This is a genomic window from Streptomyces sp. NPDC034103 (assembly GCF_055575395.1).
This window is the reverse complement of sequence record NZ_JBVISS010000001.1, coordinates 573,566-592,217: the sequence shown is the minus strand read 5'-3', so window position 1 is coordinate 592,217 and position 18,652 is coordinate 573,566. Positions and strand designations below refer to the sequence as shown.

Sequence of the window (18,652 nt, the reverse complement as noted above, 5' to 3'; positions counted from 1 at the left end):
CGGGTGAGGCCTCGCGCGAAGGTTCTAGACGGCGTCCCGTGCCTGCTTGATCGCGTCCGCCAGCCGCTGCGGCTCCCGCGTCGACAGGTACAGGTACGGCGTCGGGTCCTCGGGGTCGGTGACCTCCACGCGCAGAGCCGTGGGGATGTAGGAGCGCAGCAGCAGGAAGGCGCGGGTGTCGGCCTTGTAGGTGCGCCAGGCGCGCGCCTCCTCCGCGTCCAGCACCTCTGCCTCGCCCAGCGCCGTGACCGGGATCTTCGCCTCGCCGGCGATCAGGGAGCCGCCCACCACGCGGATGCGGAGCGAGCCGTAGGAGCTGGCGCAGACCGCCGCGACCGCGGTGCCGCCCACCAGGCCGCCGAGCAGCGGCAGGGTGCCGAACGGCAGCAGGATCAGGGCGCAGGAGACCCCCACCAGGAACGAGATCAGCCACCACGAGCGGGGGGCGGTCAGGCGTTCTTCGTAGGGGGTGGCGGAGAGCTGCATGAGACCAAGCTTGGCACGGTGCCGGCACCGGGCCGCTGTCAGGGGGAGCCGACGCGGAGCGCTGTCCGCCAGGGTGGCGGAGGGGGACGGGCGGGCGGGTAAGGTCTGCGGCTGTGAGTGGTAGTTCCGCAGCTCTTCAGCCTCCCGCCGACGCCGCGCCGCCGGTGCGTCACCCCGACGCGCCCGCCCCCGGCGAGCTCCTCGGCGCGCACTACGGCCAGTGCTTCGGCTGCGGCGGTGAGCAGGCCCACGGGCTGCACCTGGCGGCCAGGGCCGGCGAAGGCGTCTCGGTCACCGCCGAGTTCACCGTGCGCGCCGCCCACCAGGGTGCCCCCGGGCTCGCGCACGGGGGCGTGCTCGCGACCGCCCTCGACGAGACGCTCGGCTCGCTGAACTGGCTGCTGCGCACCATCGCGGTGACCGGACGGCTGGAGACCGACTTCGTCCGGCCCGTACCGGTGGACACGGTGCTGTACCTGGAGGCCGAGGTGACGGCCGTCGCCGGGCGGAAGATCTACTCGACCGCCACCGGACGGATCGGCGGTCCCGAGGGGCCCGTCGCCGTCCGCGCCGAGGCGCTCTTCATCGAGGTCAAGGTCGACCACTTCATCGACAACGGCCGCCCGGAGGAGATCCGGGCCGCCATGGACGACCCGGACCAGGTCCGGCGTGCCCGTGCCTTCGAGGTGAACCCGTGAGCCGTGAACCCCTGAGCGTCCTGATCCGGCGCGTCGACCCCGACGTACCGCTTCCGTCGTACGCGCACCCCGGTGACGCGGGAGCCGATCTGCGCACCACCGAGACGTGTGAACTGAAGCCGGGTGAACGGGCCGTGCTGCCCACGGGGGTGTCTGTCGCGCTCCCGGAGGGGTACGCGGCGTTCGTGCACCCTCGATCCGGCCTCGCCGCCCGCTGCGGTGTCGCTCTCGTGAATGCCCCGGGGACGGTTGATGCCGGGTACCGTGGGGAGATCAAGGTGATCGTGGTGAATCTCGACCCGCGCGAGTCGGTGCGGTTCGAGCGCTTCGACCGGATCGCCCAACTGGTCGTCCAGCAGGTCGAGCGGGTCCGCTTCCAGGAGGTCGCGGAGCTTCCCGACTCGGCGCGGGCCGAAGGGGGCTTCGGGTCCACCGGAGGCCATGCCGCGGTGGCCGGGGCAAGCAGCACGAACGGTCAGGCCGCCGACGGCGGCCGGGCGGGTGGGAATCGATACGCATCGGTCGTATCCGACCGGGAAGGACAGTGACGTGTTCGGACGTCGCAAGAAGACGGGTGCCGCCGACGACGCGGCCGGCGAGGCCGAGCAGGTCGTCGACAGTGTCGACGCTGAGGCGGACGACGAGGACGGCGCGCGTCGGCGCGTGAGGCTCGAGCCCGAGCCGCGGCCCGACGGGCCCTGGGACGACACCGAGGTGCGCGAGCCCGCCGAGGGCCGGGTGGACCTGGGCGGTCTCTTCGTGCCCGGCGTGGACGGCATGGAGCTGCGGGTCGAGGTCGCGGGCGACGCGATCGTCGCGGCCACCGTGGTGCTGCGCGACAGCGCGATCCAGCTGCAGGCCTTCGCCGCGCCCAAGCGCGAGGGCATCTGGGGTGAGGTGCGCGAGGAGATCGCCACCGGCATCACCCAGCAGGGCGGCATCGTCGACGAGGTCGAGGGTCCGCTGGGCTGGGAGCTCAGGGCCCAGGTGCCGGTGCAGCTGCCGGACGGCACGGGCGGCTTCCAGGTCGTGCGGTTCGTCGGCGTGGACGGTCCGCGCTGGTTCCTGCGCGGTGTGATCTCGGGCCAGGGCGCGGTGCAGCCGCAGGCCGCGGGTCTGCTGGAGCAGATCTTCCGGGACACGGTCGTGGTCCGCGGCGAGGGCCCGATGGCACCCCGCGACCCGATCGTCCTCAAGCTGCCCAACGACGCCCAGATGGTCCCCGAGGGCGTCCAGCAGCAGGAGGAGGAGGAGGGCTCCCGCTTCTCCGGCGGCATGGGCCAGCTCCAGCGCGGGCCGGAGATCACCGAGGTCCGGTAGCCAGACGTACGAGAGGGCCGCATCCCGCGTGGGGTGCGGCCCTTTTTCGCGTGCGCGGACCCTTGACGGCGCATTGGTCTGTACCTACCGTCTCCGCCCAACGCGTCTGTTCATAAAGGCGCTTAACGTTCACATACGAGAACGGAAGGCCCCCCACGCATGCGCAGAACCGCTCTCCTCGCCGTAGCCGCCCTCGTCGTCGGCACCCTCACCTGGTCGGCCGAGGTCGCCCCCGCCGCCCCCGCCGCCTTCGCCCACCCCGGAGTCACCGTCTCCCAGGGGCAGTTGGACTTCACCCGCAGCAAGGTCAACGCCGGCGCCCAGCCCTGGAAGGGCGCCTTCGACTCGATGATGGCGAGCAAGTACGCCGACCTGAACCGCACGCCCAAGCCGCGCGCGGTCGTCGAGTGCGGCTCCTACTCCAACCCCAACTACGGCTGCACCGACGAGCGCGAGGACGCCATAGCGGCCTACACCCAGGCCCTGGCCTGGTACATCACCCGCGACGAGCGCTACGCGAAGAAGTCGATCCAGCTGATGGACGCCTGGTCGGCGACCATCACCGACCACACCAACAGCAACGCGCCCCTCCAGACCGGCTGGGCCGGCTCCTCCTGGCCGAAGGCCGCCGAGATCATCAAGCACACGTACACCGGAGGCTGGGCGAACTCCGGGCGCTTCGCGACCATGCTCCGCACCGTCTACCTGCCCGAGGTCATCAACGGCTCCCACTCCAACGGCAACTGGGAGCTGTCGATGATGGAGGCCGCCGTCGGCATCTCCGTCTTCCTCGACGACAAGGCGTCGTACGACAAGGCCATGGCCACGTTCCGCACCCGCACCGCCGCCTATGTCTACCTCGCCTCCGACGGCGAGCTGCCGAAGACCGTGCCGGGCCAGAACCTCGACACCCGGGACAAGATCGTCCGGTACTGGCAGGGGCAGTCCACCTTCGTCACCGGCCTGACCCAGGAGACCTGCCGCGACCTCACGCACACCGGGTACGGCCTCTCCGCCATCTCGCACATCGCCGAGACCAGTCGGATCCAGGGGCAGGACCTCTACGGCACCGACGTGGGCGAGCGGCTGCGCCACGCGCTCGGGTTCCAGGCCAAGTACGAGCTGGGCACGGCCGTCCCGAGCTGGCTGTGCGGCGGGTCCCTGCACCTCGGGCTCGGGCCGGTCACCGAGGTCGGGTACAACGCCCTGCACCACCGGCTCGGCATCGCCATGAGCAACACCCAGACGCTGACCGAGCGCAACCGCCCGGCCGGCAGCAACAACCTCTTCGTGGCCTGGGAGACCCTGACCCACGCGGACAACCCGAGCTGAGACCGTTGATCGGCCGGGCGTCCGGTGGGGATACTGGCGCCCGGTCTTCACGGGGGAGGGGCTCATGAACCAGGTGGTCACCGAGACCATGGTGCGGGTCCAGAACGTCCACAAGTCCTTCGGGCGGGGCGCCGGCGTCGTCCACGCCCTGCGCGGGGTCTCCCTGGAGGTGCCGCGCGGGGAACTCGTCGCCCTCAAGGGGCGGTCGGGGTCCGGGAAGACGACCCTGCTGAACATCGTCGGCGGACTCGACAGCCCGGACCAGGGGCGGGTCGAGGTCGCCGGGCGGGACCTCGCCGGGCTCGACGAGGACGGGCTGCTGGCCCTGCGCCGGGACAGCATCGGCTTCGTCTTCCAGTCCTTCGGGCTGATCCCGATCCTCACCGCCGCCGAGAACGTCGGCGTCCCCCTGCGGCTGCGCCGCGCCGAGGCACGCGCGCGTGAGGAGCGCGTCGAGCTGCTGCTGTCCCTGGTGGGCCTCGCCGACCACGCGGCGCAGCGGCCCACCGAACTCTCCGGCGGCCAGCAGCAGCGGGTCGCCATCGCCCGCGCCCTCGCCAACAGCCCCGCACTGCTCATCGCCGACGAGCCGACCGGCCAGCTCGACGCGGAGACCGGGCACGCCGTCATGGAGCTGCTGCGGGCCGTCGTGCACAGCGAGAACGTCACCGCGCTGGTCGCCACGCACGACGCGACCCTGCTGGACCTGGCCGACCGCGTGCTGGAGCTGAGCGACGGGGAGATCGTCGAGGGCTGAGCGGCCCCGCCCGTCAGAGTTGCGTCAAGGACGGGCCCCGCGGGCGCCCCGGGCCCCATATGTCCCGATCGCTGGTCGTAGGGTCGACGCTGCGCAGGCAGTGGTCACCGGAAAGACAATGAGAACCATGGGACGCGGCAGACTTCGGATCTACCTCGGTGCGGCACCGGGCGTCGGCAAGACCTACGCGATGCTCGCCGAGGGACACCGGCGCGTCGAGCGGGGCACCGACTGCGTGGTGGCGTTCGTCGAGCACCACGGCCGGCCCCGCACCGAGGTGATGCTGCACGGTCTGGAGCGGATCCCGCGCCGGGAGCTGGAGTACCGGGACGCCGTCCTCACCGAGATGGACGTGGACGCCGTCCTGCGCCGCGCCCCCGCCGTCGCCCTGGTGGACGAGCTCGCCCACACCAATGTCCCCGGCTCCCGCAACGCCAAGCGCTGGCAGGACGTCGAGGAACTGCTGGCCGCCGGGATCGACGTGGTCTCCACGGTCAACATCCAGCACCTGGAGTCGCTGGGGGACGTCGTCGAGTCGATCACGGGCGTACGGCAGCGGGAGACCGTCCCCGACGAGGTCGTACGGCGGGCCGACCAGATCGAGCTGGTCGACATGGCGCCCCAGGCGCTGCGGCGGCGGATGACGCACGGCAACGTCTACCGGTCGGACAAGGTCGACGCGGCCCTGTCGAACCACTTCCGGCCCGGCAACCTCGCCGCCCTGCGGGAGCTGGCGCTGCTGTGGGTCGCGGACCGGGTCGACGAGCACCTGAAGCAGTACCGCAGCGAGCACCGGGTGTCGAAGATCTGGGGTTCACGGGAACGGATCGTCGTCGGGCTGACCGGGGGCCCCGAGGGGCGGACGCTGATCCGGCGCGCCGCCCGGCTCGCGGAGAAGGGGGCCGGCGGGGAGGTGCTGGCCGTCTACATAGCCCGCAGCGACGGGCTGACCTCGGCCTCGCCCAAGGAACTCGCCGACCAGCGCACCCTTGTGGAGGACCTCGGCGGCACCTTCCACCACGTCGTGGGCGACGACATACCCGCCGCCCTCCTCGACTTCGCCCGCGGCGCCAACGCCACCCAGATCGTCCTCGGCTCCTCCCGCCGCAAGACCTGGCAGTACGTCCTCGGGCCCGGCGTCGGCACCACCGTCGCCCGCGACTCGGGGCCCGACCTGGACGTCCACATCGTCACCCACGACGAGGTCGCCAAGGGACGCGGACTGCCCGTCGCCCGGGGCGCCCGGCTCGGACGGGACCGGATCATCTGGGGCTGGGCGGTGGGGGTGGCCGGACCGGCGGTGATGGCCCTGCTGCTCACCACCGTCGACCTCGGCCTCGCCAACGACATGCTGCTGTTCCTGACCGCGACGGTGGCCGCCGCCCTGCTCGGCGGACTGCTGCCCGCGCTGGCCTCGGCCGCGGTCGGCTCCCTGCTGCTGAACTACTTCTACACACCGCCCCTGCACCACTGGACCATCGCCGACCCGAAGAACATCGTCGCCATCGCGATCTTCGTGGGCGTCGGGGTCTCCGTCGCCTCCGTGGTCGACCTCGCCGCCCGACGCACCCACCAGGCCGCCCGGCTGCGGGCCGAGTCCGAGATCCTCTCCTTCCTCGCCGGCAACGTGCTGCGCGGCGAGACCTCCCTGGAGGAACTCCTGGAACGGGTCCGGGAGACCTTCGCGATGGAGTCGGCGGCCCTGCTGGAGCGCGTGAGCGACGTCGAGCCCTGGACGTGCGCGGGCCGGGCCGGGGCGGGGCGCCCGGTGGAGCGGCCCGAGGAGGCGGACGTCGAGGTCCCCGTCGGCGACCACCTGGCGCTGGCCCTGACCGGCCGGGTGCTGCCCGCCGAGGACCGCCGGGTGCTGGCCGCGTTCGCCGCGCAGGCCGCCGTCGCACTGGACCGGCGACGGCTGCGGGAGGAGGCCGACCAGGCCCGCACGCTCGCCGAGGGCAACCGGATCCGCACCGCCCTGCTGGCCGCCGTCAGCCATGACCTGCGCACCCCGCTGGCCGGGATCAAGGCGGCGGTGTCCTCCCTGCGCTCCGACGACGTGGCGTGGTCCGAGCAGGACCGTGCCGAGCTGCTCCAGGGCATCGAGGAGGGCGCCGACCGGCTCGACCACCTGGTGGGGAACCTGCTCGACATGTCCCGGCTCCAGACCGGCACCGTCACGCCCCTGATCCGCGAGACCGACCTCGACGAGGTGGCGCCGATGGCGCTCGGCGGGGTGCCCGAGGCGAGCGTGGAGCTCGACGTCCCCGAGTCGCTGCCCATGGTCGCCGTGGACGCCGGACTCCTGGAGCGGGCCATGGCCAACCTCGTCGAGAACGCCGTCAAGTACAGCCCGCCCGGCCGGGCCGTCCTGGTGTCCGCCAGCGCCATCGCCGAACGCGTCGAGGTCCGGGTGGTCGACCGCGGCCCCGGCGTCCCCGACGAGGCCAAGGACCGCATCTTCGCGCCCTTCCAGCGGTACGGCGACGCCCCGCGCGGTGCCGGGGTCGGGCTCGGCCTCGCGGTCGCCCGGGGCTTCGCCGAGGCGATGGGCGGCACACTGGACGCCGAGGACACCCCCGGCGGTGGCCTGACCATGGTGCTGACACTCCGGGCGGCGGGAACGCGGCCCGGGCCGGAAGCCGTCGTACGACCCGAGAGGCAGGCCACATGGCGAGCCTGACCGGGGGGACCCCGCAGGCCCCCACGAGGGTGCTCGTGATCGAGGACGAGCCGCAGATCGTGCGCGCCCTCGTGATCAACCTCAAGGCCCGCAAGTACGAGGTCGACGCGGCCCACGACGGCGCCACCGCCCTCAAGCTCGCCGCCGCCCGCCACCCGGACGTCGTCGTCCTCGACCTGGGCCTGCCCGACATGGACGGCGTCGAGGTCATCCGGGGGCTGCGCGGCTGGACCCGGGTGCCGATCCTGGTGCTGTCCGCCCGGCACTCCTCCGACGAGAAGGTCGAGGCCCTCGACGCGGGCGCCGACGACTACGTCACCAAGCCCTTCGGCATGGACGAACTGCTGGCCCGGCTGCGGGCGGCGGTCCGGCGGGCCGAACCGGTCGGTCCCGGCGAGGACGAGGTGACGACGGTGGAGACCGAGACGTTCACCGTCGACCTCGCCGCGAAGAAGGTGAACCGCGGCGGCAAGGACGTACGGCTGACACCCACCGAGTGGCATCTGCTGGAGGTGCTGGTGCGCAACACCGGCCGTCTCGTCAGCCAGAAGCAGCTCCTGCGGGAGGTGTGGGGACCGTCGTACGGAACGGAGACGAACTACCTGCGCGTGTACATGGCACAACTGCGCCGAAAGCTGGAGGCGGACCCCTCGCATCCCCGGCACTTCATCACGGAGCCTGGGATGGGCTATCGGTTCGAGAACTGAGCTGCTGGGCGGCCGGGGGTCCGGGGGTTGTCCCCCGGGGGGTGCAGTATCACGGAGTCTGGGATGGGCTATCGGTTCGAGAACTGAGCTGCTGGGCGGCCGGGGGTCCGGGGGTTGTCCCCCGGGGGATGCAGCATCACCGAGCCCGGCATGGGCTACCGGTTCGAGGGCCGGCACCGCGGGTACGAAGGTGTCAGTGCACCCCGGTACGCTTCCCATATGAGTGCTGTTCCGCGTTCCGAGAAACCGGCGGGCCGCTTCCGGCGCATGCTCGACCGGCTTTCCTCGTCCCAGGAGGACCTGGAGTCGGAGGAGCTGCGGGAGGACGCCGAGACCGCAGGCTGCATCCGTATCGGTGACTGCCACGACCGACAGATCGTGACCGTTACTGGTACCTTGCGCACGGTCACACTGCGCCCGAGAGCCGGTGTCCCGGCACTGGAGGCCGAGCTGTTCGACGGCTCCGCCGCACTGGACGTGGTGTGGCTCGGCAGGCGCTCCATCGTGGGGATCGAACCGGGGCGCAAGCTGATCGCATCGGGCCGGATCTCGATGAGCCGGGGCCGCCGGGTGCTGTTCAACCCGAAGTACGAACTGAGACCCCTCGGTAGGGAGTAGCCGGTGACGTCGCTCGACAAGCCGACCGAAGAGACCGATCAGCACGACGCCCGGGCGGTGACCGAGGCCGCGCTGTTCGAGGCCTTCGGCGGCCTGCGGGGCATGGTCGAGACGGTGCTGCCCGGCCTCCTCTTCGTCACGATCTACACGATCAACAAGGACCTGCACATGTCCGCGATCGCCGCGCTCGCGGTGTCGCTGGTCCTGGTCGTGGTCCGCCTGGTGACGAAGGACACCGTCAAGCACGCCTTCAGCGGTGTCTTCGGCGTCGCCTTCGGTGTCGTCTTCGCGATGATGACCGGCAACGCGAAGGACTTCTACCTGCCCGGCATGCTGTACACCCTGGGCCTCGCCCTGGCGTACATCATCACGACCCTGTGCGGAGTCCCGCTGCTCGGGCTGATCCTCGGCCCGGTCTTCAAGGAGAACCTCTCCTGGCGCACCCGCAACCCGGGCCGCAAGAAGGCCTACGCCAAGGCCAGTTACGCCTGGGGCGCGATCCTGCTCGCCAAGTGCGCGATCCTCTTCCCGCTGTACTGGTGGGCCGACACCACCCAGCTCGGCTGGGTCCTGGTGGGGCTGAAGATCCCGCCCTTCCTGCTGGCCGTCTGGCTGACCTGGGTCTTCCTGGCCAAGGCTCCCGCCCCCATCGACGTGTTCGCGGAGATGGAGGCCGAGGAGAAGGCCGAGGAGGAGCGCAAGGCGGCCCTGTCCGCGGAGCACGGCGAGACGACCGGCGCCCGGCACCGGCGCGAGGCGTAGCCACCTGCACGACGACGATGGGGCGCCCCCGAGTGACTCGGGGGCGCCCCATCGTCGTACCGGCGTCTAGGCGTCTAGGAGGCTTCTTCCCGGCGCACCGACAGCAGGTCCTCCAGCTGCTCCTCGCGGGCCGGGGCGGCCACGAACAGCAGCTCGTCGCCGGCCTCCAGGGAGTCGTCCCGGGTCGGGGTCAGCACGCGGGTGCCGCGGATGATCGTCACCAGGGAGGTGTCCTCCGGCCACTCCACGTCGCCGACCTGGGTGCCGGCCAGGGCCGACTCCTCGGGCAGGGTCAGCTCGACCAGGTTGGCGTCGCCGTGGCTGAAACGCAGCAGGCGGACCAGGTCGCCGACGCTCACCGCCTCCTCGACCAGGGCCGACATCAGACGGGGCGTCGAGACGGCGACGTCCACGCCCCAGGACTCGTTGAAGAGCCACTCGTTCTTGGGGTTGTTCACCCGGGCGACGACCCGCGGGACGCCGTACTCCGTCTTCGCGAGCAGGGAGACGACCAGGTTCACCTTGTCGTCGCCCGTCGCGGCGATCACGACGTTGCAGCGCTGGAGCGCCGCCTCGTCCAGGGACGTGATCTCACAGGCGTCGGCCAGCAGCCACTCCGCCTGGGGGACCCGCTCGACCGAGATGGCGGTCGGCGCCTTGTCGACGAGCAGGACCTCGTGGCCGTTCTCCAGCAGTTCGCCCGCGATCGAGCGGCCCACCGCACCGGCACCGGCAATGGCGACCCTCATCAGTGACCGCTCTCCTCTTCGGGACCCTTGGCGAACGCCGCCTCGACCTTGTCGACCTCGTCGGTGCGCATCATCACGTGCACCAGGTCGCCCTCCTGCAGCACCGTCTGCGAGCTGGGCAGGATCGCTTCGCCGAGCCGGGTCAGGAACGCCACGCGCACGCCGGTCTCCTCCTGGAGGCGGCTGATCCGCTGGCCCACCCAGGAGGCGGAGGCGTGCACCTCGGCCAGCTGGACGCCCCCGGTGGGGTCGCGCCACAGCGGCTCGGCGCCGGACGGCAGCAGCCGGCGCAGCATCTGGTCGGCGGTCCAGCGGACCGTGGCGACCGTCGGGATGCCCAGGCGCTGGTAGACCTCGGCGCGCCGGGGGTCGTAGATCCGGGCGGCGACGTTCTCGATGCCGAACATCTCGCGGGCCACCCGGGCGGCGATGATGTTGGAGTTGTCACCGCTGGAGACGGCGGCGAAGGCGCCGGCCTCCTCGATGCCCGCCTCGCGCAGGGTGTCCTGGTCGAAGCCGACCCCGGTGACGCGCCGGCCTCCGAAGCCGGAGCCCAGTCGTCGGAAGGCGGTGGGGTCCTGGTCGATCACGGCGACCGTGTGCCCCTGTTGCTCCAGGGTCTGGGCGAGAGCGGAACCCACTCTGCCGCAGCCCATGATGACGATGTGCACGACCGTCCTTCCGGTGTCAAGAGATACTGCTCAGCCCCATCAGGGTCTCAGACCGTCGCCCAAGCTACACACGCACGGTAGGACGACGGCACCCCTGTGCACGGTTGTCCCGGGGACCGGGACGATCAGGACGGCTGGTACCGCCTCAGCGACGGCTGATGCTGCGGACACTCGCGAGAGTCAGGAATCCGAGGCCGACGAGCGTGGCGGCGGCGCCGATCAGCTCTGCGGTCGTGTGCATGGAGCCTCCAAGGGGCGGCGACAGACGGGTTTTTGTCATATAGGCATGCGCATCCGGCCACCCACGGAATCCGCAGCCGGGGCGGCTCGTCTTTTCACTCGGAGGGCACAAGCGGGGTGGCGGGTGGTTGGGCACCCGTTCGAACGCCTACGATGTTTTGTCGTGTCCAAACTGACCGACGTGCCCAAACGGATTCTGATCGGGCGCGCACTGCGCAGTGACCGGCTGGGGGAAACGCTCCTGCCGAAGCGCATCGCCCTCCCCGTCTTCGCCTCCGACCCGCTGTCCTCCGTGGCGTACGCGCCCGGCGAGGTGCTGCTGGTCCTGTCCATCGCGGGTGTGTCGGCGTACCACTTCAGCCCCTGGATCGCGGTCGCGGTCGTGGTGCTGATGTTCACGGTGGTCGCTTCCTACCGACAGAACGTCCACGCCTACCCGAGCGGCGGCGGCGACTACGAGGTGGCCAACACCAACCTCGGCCCCAGGGCCGGACTCACCGTCGCCAGCGCCCTGCTCGTCGACTACGTCCTCACCGTCGCCGTCTCGATCTCCTCCGGCATCGAGAACCTCGGCTCCGCGGTGCCGTTCGTCGTCGAGCACAAGGTGTCCTGCGCCATCGCGGTGATCGTGCTGCTCACGCTGATGAACCTGCGCGGGGTGCGGGAGTCCGGCTCGCTCTTCGCGATCCCGACCTACGTCTTCGTCGCGGGCGTCTTCATCATGATCGCCTGGGGCGCCTTCCGCGGGCTGGTCCTCGACGACACCATGCGGGCGCCGACGGCGTCGTACGAGATCAAGCCCGAGCACCAGGGGCTGGCCGGCTTCGCGCTGGTCTTCCTGCTGCTGCGGGCCTTCTCGTCCGGCTGTGCCGCGCTCACCGGCGTCGAGGCGATCTCCAACGGTGTCCCGGCCTTCCGCAAGCCCAAGTCGAAGAACGCGGCGACCACGCTGGCGATGATGGGCCTGCTGGCCGTCACCATGTTCTGCGGCATCATCGCGCTGGCCATGGTCACCAAGGTCCGGATGGCCGAGTACCCGGCGGTGGACCTGCTGAAGGACGGCACCGCGGTCGGCTCCGACTACGTCCAGAACCCGGTGATCTCGCAGGTCGCCGAGGCCGTCTTCGGCAAGGGCAGCTTCCTGTTCATCGTGCTGGCCGCGGCCACCGCGCTGGTGCTGTTCCTCGCCGCGAACACGGCGTACAACGGCTTCCCGCTGCTCGGCTCGATCCTCGCCCAGGACCGCTACCTCCCGCGCCAGCTGCACACCCGCGGCGACCGCCTGGCCTTCTCCAACGGCATCGTGCTCCTCGCCGGCGCGGCCGGACTGCTGGTGGGGATCTACGGCGCCGACTCCACCCGGCTGATCCAGCTCTACATCGTCGGCGTGTTCGTGTCCTTCACGCTCAGCCAGACCGGCATGGTCCGGCACTGGAACCGCCACCTGGCCACCGAGAAGGACCCGAACAAGCGCCGCCACATGGTCCGCTCCCGGGCCATCAACGCCTTCGGCGCCTTCTTCACCGGCCTGGTCCTGGTCGTCGTCCTGGTCACCAAGTTCACGCACGGCGCCTGGGTCGCCCTGCTCGGCATGGTGATCTTCTACGCGACGATGTCCGCCATCCGTAAGCACTACGACCGGGTGGCCGAGGAGATCGCCGCCCCCGAGGGCCCGAGCGACGACAGCGTACGACCCTCCCGCGTCCACTCGGTGGTCCTGATCTCCAAGATCCACCGGCCGACTCTGCGGGCCCTGGCGTACGCCAAGCTGATGCGCTCCGACACCCTGGAGGCGCTCAGCGTCAACGTCGACCCGGTGGAGACCAAGGCGCTGCGCGCCGAGTGGGAGCGCCGCGGGATCGACGTACCGCTGAAGGTGCTGGACTCGCCGTACCGCGAGATCACCCGGCCGGTCATCGAGTACGTGAAGAGCCTGCGCAAGGAGTCCCCGCGGGACGCGGTGTCCGTGATCATCCCCGAGTACGTGGTCGGCCACTGGTACGAGCACCTGCTGCACAACCAGAGCGCGCTGCGGCTCAAGGGCCGGCTGCTGTTCACGCCGGGGGTCATGGTGACCTCGGTGCCGTACCAGTTGCAGTCGTCGGAGGCCGCGAAGAAGCGGGCTCGCAAGCGGCAGGACTGGAACGCGCCGGGTGCGGTGCGGCGGGGTCCGGCCGTGGACCGGGCGAAGGAGACGTCGGCGCCGAAGTAGACTGGTGGGCTGTTGTCCTGGCGGGTGTCGTCCCGCCGCATCCCTTGACGTTGTGGAGTCACCCCGCCATGCAGGCAGAACCGAAGAAATCGCTGGTGGGGCTGGAGTTCGAGGTCGAGGTCGGACCCGTCGCGCACGGCGGGCACTGCATCGCCCGTACGTCCGACGGCCAGGTGCTGTTCGTCCGGCACACGCTGCCCGGTGAGCGGGTCGTCGCGCGGGTGACCGAGGGCGAGGAGGGGGCGCGGTTCCTGCGGGCCGACGCGGTCTCCGTGCTGTCGGCCTCCAAGGACCGCGTCGAGCCGCCCTGCCCCTTCGCCGGGCCCGGCCGCTGCGGCGGCTGCGACTGGCAGCACGCCAAGCCGGGTGCCCAGCGGCGCCTGAAGGGCGAGGTCGTCGCCGAGCAGCTCCAGCGGCTCGCGGGGCTGACGCCCGAGGAGGCCGGCTGGGACGGCACGGTGATGCCCGCAGAGGGCGACAAGCTGCCGCCGGGCGAGGTCCCCGGCTGGCGCACGCGCGTGCAGTACGCGGTCGACGCCGACGGCAACGCCGGGCTCCGCCGCCACCGCTCGCACGAGGTCGAGCCGATCGACCACTGCATGATCGCGGCGCCGGGTGTCAGCGAGCTGGGCATCGAGGAGCGCGACTGGTCCGGGATGGCGTCCGTGGAGGCCATCGCGGCGACCGGCTCGCAGGACCGCATGGTCATCCTGGAGCCCCGCCCCGGCGCCCGCCTTCCCCTCGTGGAACTCGACAAGCCCGTCTCGGTCATGCGCGTCGAGGAGCACGACGGCGGGATCCACCGGGTCCACGGCCGTGCCTTCGTGCGCGAGCGGGCCGACGGGCGGACGCACCGGGTGGGCAGCGGTGGCTTCTGGCAGGTCCACCCGAAGGCGGCCGACACCCTCGTGACCGCGGTCATGCAGGGCCTGTTGCCGCGCAAGGGCGACATGGCCCTCGACCTCTACTGCGGCGTCGGCCTCTTCGCGGGCGCCCTCGCCGACCGCCTCGGCGACCAGGGCGCGGTCCTCGGCATCGAGTCCGGCAAGCGGGCGGTGGAGGACGCGCGACACAACCTCGCCGCCTTCGACCGCGTCCGCATCGAACAGGGCAAGGTCGAGACCGTCCTCCCGCGCACCGGGATCACCGTGGCCGACATCATCGTCCTGGACCCGCCGCGCGCGGGGGCGGGGCGCAAGACGGTCGAGCACCTGTCGTCGCTGGGCGCGCGGCGCATCGCGTACGTCGCCTGCGACCCGGCGGCGCTGGCTCGGGACCTGGGGTACTTCAGGGACGGGGGGTATCGGGTGCGGACGCTTCGGGTGTTTGATCTGTTTCCGATGACGCATCACATGGAGTGCGTGGCGATTCTGGAGCCTGCGGCCAAGGGCTCCTGACCGGCAGGTTCGCCAGCTCGGGTGATCCCCTTGGCCTGTGCGCCTCCGCGCACACCTCATGGTTTTCGTGCGCGGTGTCGGCTGTCAGGGGGCCGAAGGGCGTGTTGGTTGCGTTCTTGCGGCATCTGCCCGCCTCGGTGACTCACGCACCGTGTGGTGCCGCTCTGACGAAATCCGGCAGCCCGGCCCGTCGCCGCAACTGGAAGTGGCGTGCGGAGCGGCCCTCCCTGCTTCAGGGATCCAGTGAAGTGCTTGTGGCGAGGGACGCGCCTGCCTGGCCGTGATGGCAACGCCGTCGCGGCCAGGGGTGCTTCCAGGACACGCCTCGTACCGGCAGGGGCCGTATCGGCTATGGCGGTCTCTCGCTGGCCAACACCTGCATCTGATTCCCCAACAGTCACTGAACGCGCCGTCCGTGCCTCAAGCGCGCCCCCAATGCGCACTGAGCCGCTTCGTGAGCCTCCAACAAGCTGTGTCCGCGGTGATCTGCCGCCTGCATCCACGGGCTTGGAGGGGGCAAGGTGCCGGAGGAGTGGATACGGGCTCTCGTGGCGGACTTCGGAGCGGAGTGCAGGGAGCGTCTGCGGGTCAGTGACACGGAGGCGTCCATCAGTCTGCCGGTGGTGAAGCTGGTGGAGACTTTCGGCGCGCGCTCGAATTTGGCTCCTCGCCTCCACCCTGAATATCCCTTGCCCGAGGCCCGGGTGCGTCCGGACTACGCGGTGGAGACCGCAGGGCGCATCACGGGCTTCCTGGAGCTGAAGGCCCCCGGTCACGACGTCACACCCGACGGCTTCACGAAGCGTGACCGCGAGCAGTGGGAGCTTATGCGCCGATTACCCAACGTGCTGTACAGCAACGGCCACACCTGGTGCCTGTACCGAGGTGGTTTGCGGCCTTACCGCATGGTCCGGCTTGACGGCGATCTCTACCGGTCCGGTCGGCGGTTACGCACAAGTGAAGCCGACGGTATGGCGTTTAGGGGTCTGCTGCGGGAATTCCTCGGATGGCAACCACAACCCATCACGTCGGTAGCTCAGTTGGTGACGTCCATCGCGCCACTGTGCCAGTACCTGCGCGAGGAGGTGCTGGAGCAGCTTGCCCTCGAACGCAGGGCACCGGACAACCTCCGCAGTCGACGGGGTGTCCCCAAGCCCTTCACGGCTCTTGCGCACCACTGGAGCAAGGTGCTTTTTCCCTCGACCGACGGGCAGGACCCCGACCACCTCTTCGCCGACCGCTATACCCAGACGATCGCTTTCGCTCTGTTGCTCGCCCGAATCGAGAGCGTACCGCTCGCCGACCGCAACTTCGCTGACGTCGCACGCGAGTTGAAGGCCGAGAACACGGTCATGGGCCGAGCGCTGCAGCTGCTGACAGAGACGGTGGACGCTGAGTTCGCCCGCCGTATCGATACGCTCGTGCAGGTCATCGACGCGGTGAACTGGGAGGTGATCCGAGCCCGGAATTCCGACGCCCACGTATATCTCTACGAGAACTTCCTGCAGGAATACGATCGTGACCTGCGTAAGCGCTCCGGAACGTACTACACCCCACCTCGTCTCGTGAGGGAAATGGTCCGTTTCACCGACGCCGTACTGCGCACCCGCCTGGGTTGCGCGGAGGGGTTCGCCGACGAACAGGTGACGATCGTCGACCCCGCCATGGGCACGGGCACATTCCTCAGCGAGATCATCGACAGGGTTGCCGAAGAGCGTTCCCGCCGCGGGGAGGGCTTCCGTGGTGAAGCGGTGGAACAGTTGGCGGGCCGTCTGATCGGCTTCGAGCGTCAGATGGCTGCTTACGCCGTCGCCCAGATGAGGATCACCCAGACGCTCCGAGACCAAGTCACCGACACTCAACTCGGCGATCTGCGACTCCATCTGGCTGACACCCTCGCAGATCCCTACGAGAGGGCCACGCTCTTCACGTTCCTGCCCGATGGCGATCCTCTGGTCGAGAACACTCGCAAGGCGGACTGGATCAAGCGTGAGCAAAAGGTCACCGTCATGATCAGCAACCCACCGGACCGGGAGAGGGCTGAGGGGGAGGGCGGCTGGGTCGAGAAGGGCCGCGAGGGCGACGACAGACCACCTCTGCTGGATGACTTCCGTCTCGGTGGCAAAAACGGAGTCCACGAGAACAAGCTCAAGAACCTCTATGTCTATTTCTGGCGTTGGGCCACTTTCAAGGTTTTCGAGCAGCATCGTTCCGAGTCGGATCGTGGAATCGTCGCCTTCATCAGCACCGCGGGCTTCCTCAACGGGCCCGGTTTCCGAGGGATGAGAAAGTACCTGCGTGACACTTGTTCAGAAGGTTGGATCATCGACCTCAGTCCGGAAGGCATCCAGCCACCAATGCGGACTCGCCTCTTCGAAGGAGTCCAGCAGCCACTGGCGATCGCCGTGTTTGTTCGCAGCAGGGCCGAGACCGAACTCGCCCACATAAGGTACGTCGCCCTTGACGGCAATACCCGTGAGGAGAAGTACACGCAACTCGAGGCTCTCGGGCCGGACAGTGACCAGTGGCGGTCGGTGCGTCAGGATGCCCACGCCCCGTTCACGCCCGCGGCAGTGGGGGCCTGGGATACGTATCCCGCATTGAATGATCTTCTGCCTTGGACGGTCCCCGGCATCTTGCCGAAACGGACGTGGGTCTACTCCCCGGACGCCGACACGCTGCGCTCACGGTGGTGGAGGCTGACCACTGAGACGGACATCGCCGAGAAGCGTGCCCTGTTCAGGGAGACCCAGAGTCGTACCGTCGATCGGCAGGTCAAGCCGCTCCCGGGCTCAGCGCAACGACGCCGGTCGATGTTGGAGGCGGGCTCCGACTGCCCAGAACCGGTACGTTTCGCGTTCCGTCCTTTTGATCGGCAGTGGATCATTCCGGACAACAGGGTCCTCGATAGGTGCTCGCCACAGCTGTGGGAGAACCGGTCCGACGGGCAGATCCATATTGTGGAGCATCACTCCGGACGTTTCGGCGACGGCCCCGCCACTCTGTTCACCGCGCTGATGCCGGATATGGATCACTTCGCTGGCTGGGGTGGGGGCAGGGTAATCCCCCTCCTGCAGAGAGACGGCACCCCCAATGTGACCCCCGGTCTTCTCCAGCACCTTCGCAACTCGTTCGGTGGTCTCCCCGTCACCGCCGAGGACTTGGCGGCGTACATCGCCGCAATAACGGGCCACCCCGGTTTCCGCTCCCGCTTCGACGACGAACTCACCACCAATGGCATCCGCGTACCACTCACCGGTGACGTCACACTGTGGTCGCAGGCGCTCGATATCGGGCAGAAGGTGATCTGGGCCTCGACTTTCGGAGAGAGGCTCGTGGACCCGGCTGCAGGGAGGGGCGGTGGGCCCGAGCAGGTCTGGAGGACCGCGCATCCGTTGATCACGTATCGGAGGCAGGTTGGTGGGGAAGAACTGCCCGAGAGCTTTGCCTACGATTCCGCCGGTCTCGAACTCCACTTCGGCCAAGGCGTCTTCGGGCCAGTGACGCAAGAGATGCGGGATTACCAGGTCAGTGGACAGAACGTTCTTGACGGCTGGTTGAAACGCAGGACGGGACCGCCGTCTCGCAGAGCGGTCAGTCGGCTGGATCGCATTCGGCCCGACCGCTGGCGCCCCGCCTGGAGCGAGGAACTCCAGTACGTGCTCGCCGTCTTGTGGTATCTGGCCCAGCTGGAGCCAGCTCAGGATGAGCTACTTGAGGGTGTTCTCATGTCCCCGCTGGTCAGTGTGTCCGAGCTGCAGCGTCGGAATGTCTTGCCCGTCCCGGACACCGCACGTCGTTCCGCTCCCGCACCGATGCAGACCGATCCCATTCCCGGGACCGAGGCGATCGAGGCGCGCGAACCCCACGTCGTCAAGCCGCTCACCGCAGCGAGGGACTCTGCTGCCACCGCTCCGATGAAAAAATCACGGAGTAGCCAAGATGCCGGGGCTACGCAGGCAGCTCGTAGGAAGCGACGAGATCCGTAGGGTTGCTACCTGACCCGGTGTCACGGGGGTGGCG

Annotated in this window: 15 protein-coding genes; 12 read left to right on the top strand and 3 right to left on the bottom strand. The window is 69.8% G+C overall.

Going from position 1 to position 18,652, the window contains the following annotated elements; all coding sequences use genetic code 11:
* Positions 1-24 precede the first annotated feature (24 nt).
* Positions 25-486, bottom strand: coding sequence for a DUF3093 domain-containing protein (locus ACZ56U_RS02590; RefSeq protein ID WP_469082184.1), 462 nt, complete (start codon positions 484-486; stop codon positions 25-27).
* A 113-nt stretch (positions 487-599) separates the two neighbouring features.
* Between ACZ56U_RS02590 and ACZ56U_RS02585 the strand changes: the two genes are divergently transcribed.
* The 9 genes from ACZ56U_RS02585 (at position 600) to ACZ56U_RS02545 (ending at position 9,360) form a co-directional block, all read left to right on the top strand.
* Positions 600-1,184, top strand: coding sequence for a PaaI family thioesterase (locus ACZ56U_RS02585; protein WP_469082183.1), 585 nt, complete (start codon positions 600-602; stop codon positions 1,182-1,184).
* Positions 1,181-1,732 carry a dUTP diphosphatase gene (gene dut / locus ACZ56U_RS02580; RefSeq protein WP_469082182.1) on the top strand — a complete coding sequence of 184 codons (552 nt, stop codon included), beginning with the start codon at positions 1,181-1,183 and terminating at the stop codon, positions 1,730-1,732. The genes ACZ56U_RS02585 and dut overlap by 4 nt, the downstream gene beginning before the upstream one ends.
* Before the next feature lies 1 nt (position 1,733).
* Positions 1,734-2,504: a DUF3710 domain-containing protein gene (locus ACZ56U_RS02575; RefSeq protein WP_469082181.1), complete on the top strand. Its 771-nt coding sequence runs from the start codon at positions 1,734-1,736 to the stop codon at positions 2,502-2,504.
* Positions 2,505-2,663: 159 nt separating this feature from the next.
* The gene (locus ACZ56U_RS02570) at positions 2,664-3,836 is read left to right on the top strand and encodes an alginate lyase family protein (RefSeq protein WP_469082180.1); all 1,173 of its coding nucleotides are present in this window, start codon (positions 2,664-2,666) and stop codon (positions 3,834-3,836) included.
* Positions 3,837-3,900: 64 nt separating this feature from the next.
* Positions 3,901-4,593: an ABC transporter ATP-binding protein gene (locus ACZ56U_RS02565; protein ID WP_469082179.1), complete on the top strand. Its 693-nt coding sequence runs from the start codon at positions 3,901-3,903 to the stop codon at positions 4,591-4,593.
* A gap of 127 nt (positions 4,594-4,720) precedes the next feature.
* Entirely contained in the window at positions 4,721-7,273 is a 2,553-nt protein-coding gene (locus ACZ56U_RS02560) for a DUF4118 domain-containing protein (RefSeq protein WP_469082178.1), read from the top strand.
* On the top strand, positions 7,261-7,980 hold the full coding sequence (locus tag ACZ56U_RS02555) for a response regulator (protein ID WP_469082177.1): 720 nt from the start codon (positions 7,261-7,263) through the stop codon (positions 7,978-7,980). The genes ACZ56U_RS02560 and ACZ56U_RS02555 overlap by 13 nt, the downstream gene beginning before the upstream one ends.
* A gap of 219 nt (positions 7,981-8,199) precedes the next feature.
* Complete coding sequence (locus ACZ56U_RS02550) at positions 8,200-8,598, top strand: OB-fold nucleic acid binding domain-containing protein (protein WP_469082176.1); 399 nt, start codon at positions 8,200-8,202, stop codon at positions 8,596-8,598.
* A 3-nt stretch (positions 8,599-8,601) separates the two neighbouring features.
* The gene (locus ACZ56U_RS02545) at positions 8,602-9,360 is read left to right on the top strand and encodes a DUF3159 domain-containing protein (protein ID WP_469082175.1); all 759 of its coding nucleotides are present in this window, start codon (positions 8,602-8,604) and stop codon (positions 9,358-9,360) included.
* A gap of 74 nt (positions 9,361-9,434) precedes the next feature.
* Here the strand turns inward: ACZ56U_RS02545 and ACZ56U_RS02540 are convergent, their stop codons facing one another.
* Both ACZ56U_RS02540 and ACZ56U_RS02535 read right to left on the bottom strand, forming a co-directional pair.
* A complete protein-coding gene (locus ACZ56U_RS02540) occupies positions 9,435-10,109 on the bottom strand; it encodes a potassium channel family protein (RefSeq protein WP_469082174.1) in 675 nt (224 codons plus the stop codon).
* On the bottom strand, positions 10,109-10,780 hold the full coding sequence (locus tag ACZ56U_RS02535) for a potassium channel family protein (RefSeq protein WP_391233736.1): 672 nt from the start codon (positions 10,778-10,780) through the stop codon (positions 10,109-10,111). The genes ACZ56U_RS02540 and ACZ56U_RS02535 overlap by 1 nt, the downstream gene beginning before the upstream one ends.
* Before the next feature lie 403 nt (positions 10,781-11,183).
* On the opposite strand from ACZ56U_RS02535, the gene ACZ56U_RS02530 reads away from it, so the two are divergent.
* From ACZ56U_RS02530 to ACZ56U_RS02520, 3 genes are all read left to right on the top strand, one after another.
* Positions 11,184-13,232 (top strand): APC family permease, encoded by a 2,049-nt coding sequence (locus ACZ56U_RS02530; RefSeq protein WP_469082173.1) that lies wholly within the window; start codon positions 11,184-11,186, stop codon positions 13,230-13,232.
* A gap of 68 nt (positions 13,233-13,300) precedes the next feature.
* Positions 13,301-14,629, top strand: coding sequence for a class I SAM-dependent RNA methyltransferase (locus tag ACZ56U_RS02525; RefSeq protein ID WP_469082172.1), 1,329 nt, complete (start codon positions 13,301-13,303; stop codon positions 14,627-14,629).
* A gap of 623 nt (positions 14,630-15,252) precedes the next feature.
* Positions 15,253-18,618, top strand: a complete 3,366-nt coding sequence (locus ACZ56U_RS02520) for a type ISP restriction/modification enzyme (protein ID WP_469082171.1) — start codon at positions 15,253-15,255, stop codon at positions 18,616-18,618.
* Positions 18,619-18,652: the final 34 nt, after the last annotated feature.

Excerpts from the sequence above, each read along its gene's own strand:
- ACZ56U_RS02555 (WP_469082177.1), top strand. The coding sequence starts at position 7,261 with ATGGCGAGCCTGACCGGGGGGACCCCGCAGGCCCCCACGAGGGTGCTC.
- ACZ56U_RS02590 (WP_469082184.1), bottom strand. The coding sequence starts at position 486 with ATGCAGCTCTCCGCCACCCCCTACGAAGAACGCCTGACCGCCCCCCGC.
- ACZ56U_RS02560 (WP_469082178.1), top strand. The coding sequence starts at position 4,721 with ATGGGACGCGGCAGACTTCGGATCTACCTCGGTGCGGCACCGGGCGTC.
- ACZ56U_RS02540 (WP_469082174.1), bottom strand. The coding sequence starts at position 10,109 with ATGAGGGTCGCCATTGCCGGTGCCGGTGCGGTGGGCCGCTCGATCGCG.
- ACZ56U_RS02550 (WP_469082176.1), top strand. The coding sequence starts at position 8,200 with ATGAGTGCTGTTCCGCGTTCCGAGAAACCGGCGGGCCGCTTCCGGCGC.
- ACZ56U_RS02565 (WP_469082179.1), top strand. The coding sequence starts at position 3,901 with ATGAACCAGGTGGTCACCGAGACCATGGTGCGGGTCCAGAACGTCCAC.
- ACZ56U_RS02570 (WP_469082180.1), top strand. The coding sequence starts at position 2,664 with ATGCGCAGAACCGCTCTCCTCGCCGTAGCCGCCCTCGTCGTCGGCACC.
- ACZ56U_RS02525 (WP_469082172.1), top strand. The coding sequence starts at position 13,301 with ATGCAGGCAGAACCGAAGAAATCGCTGGTGGGGCTGGAGTTCGAGGTC.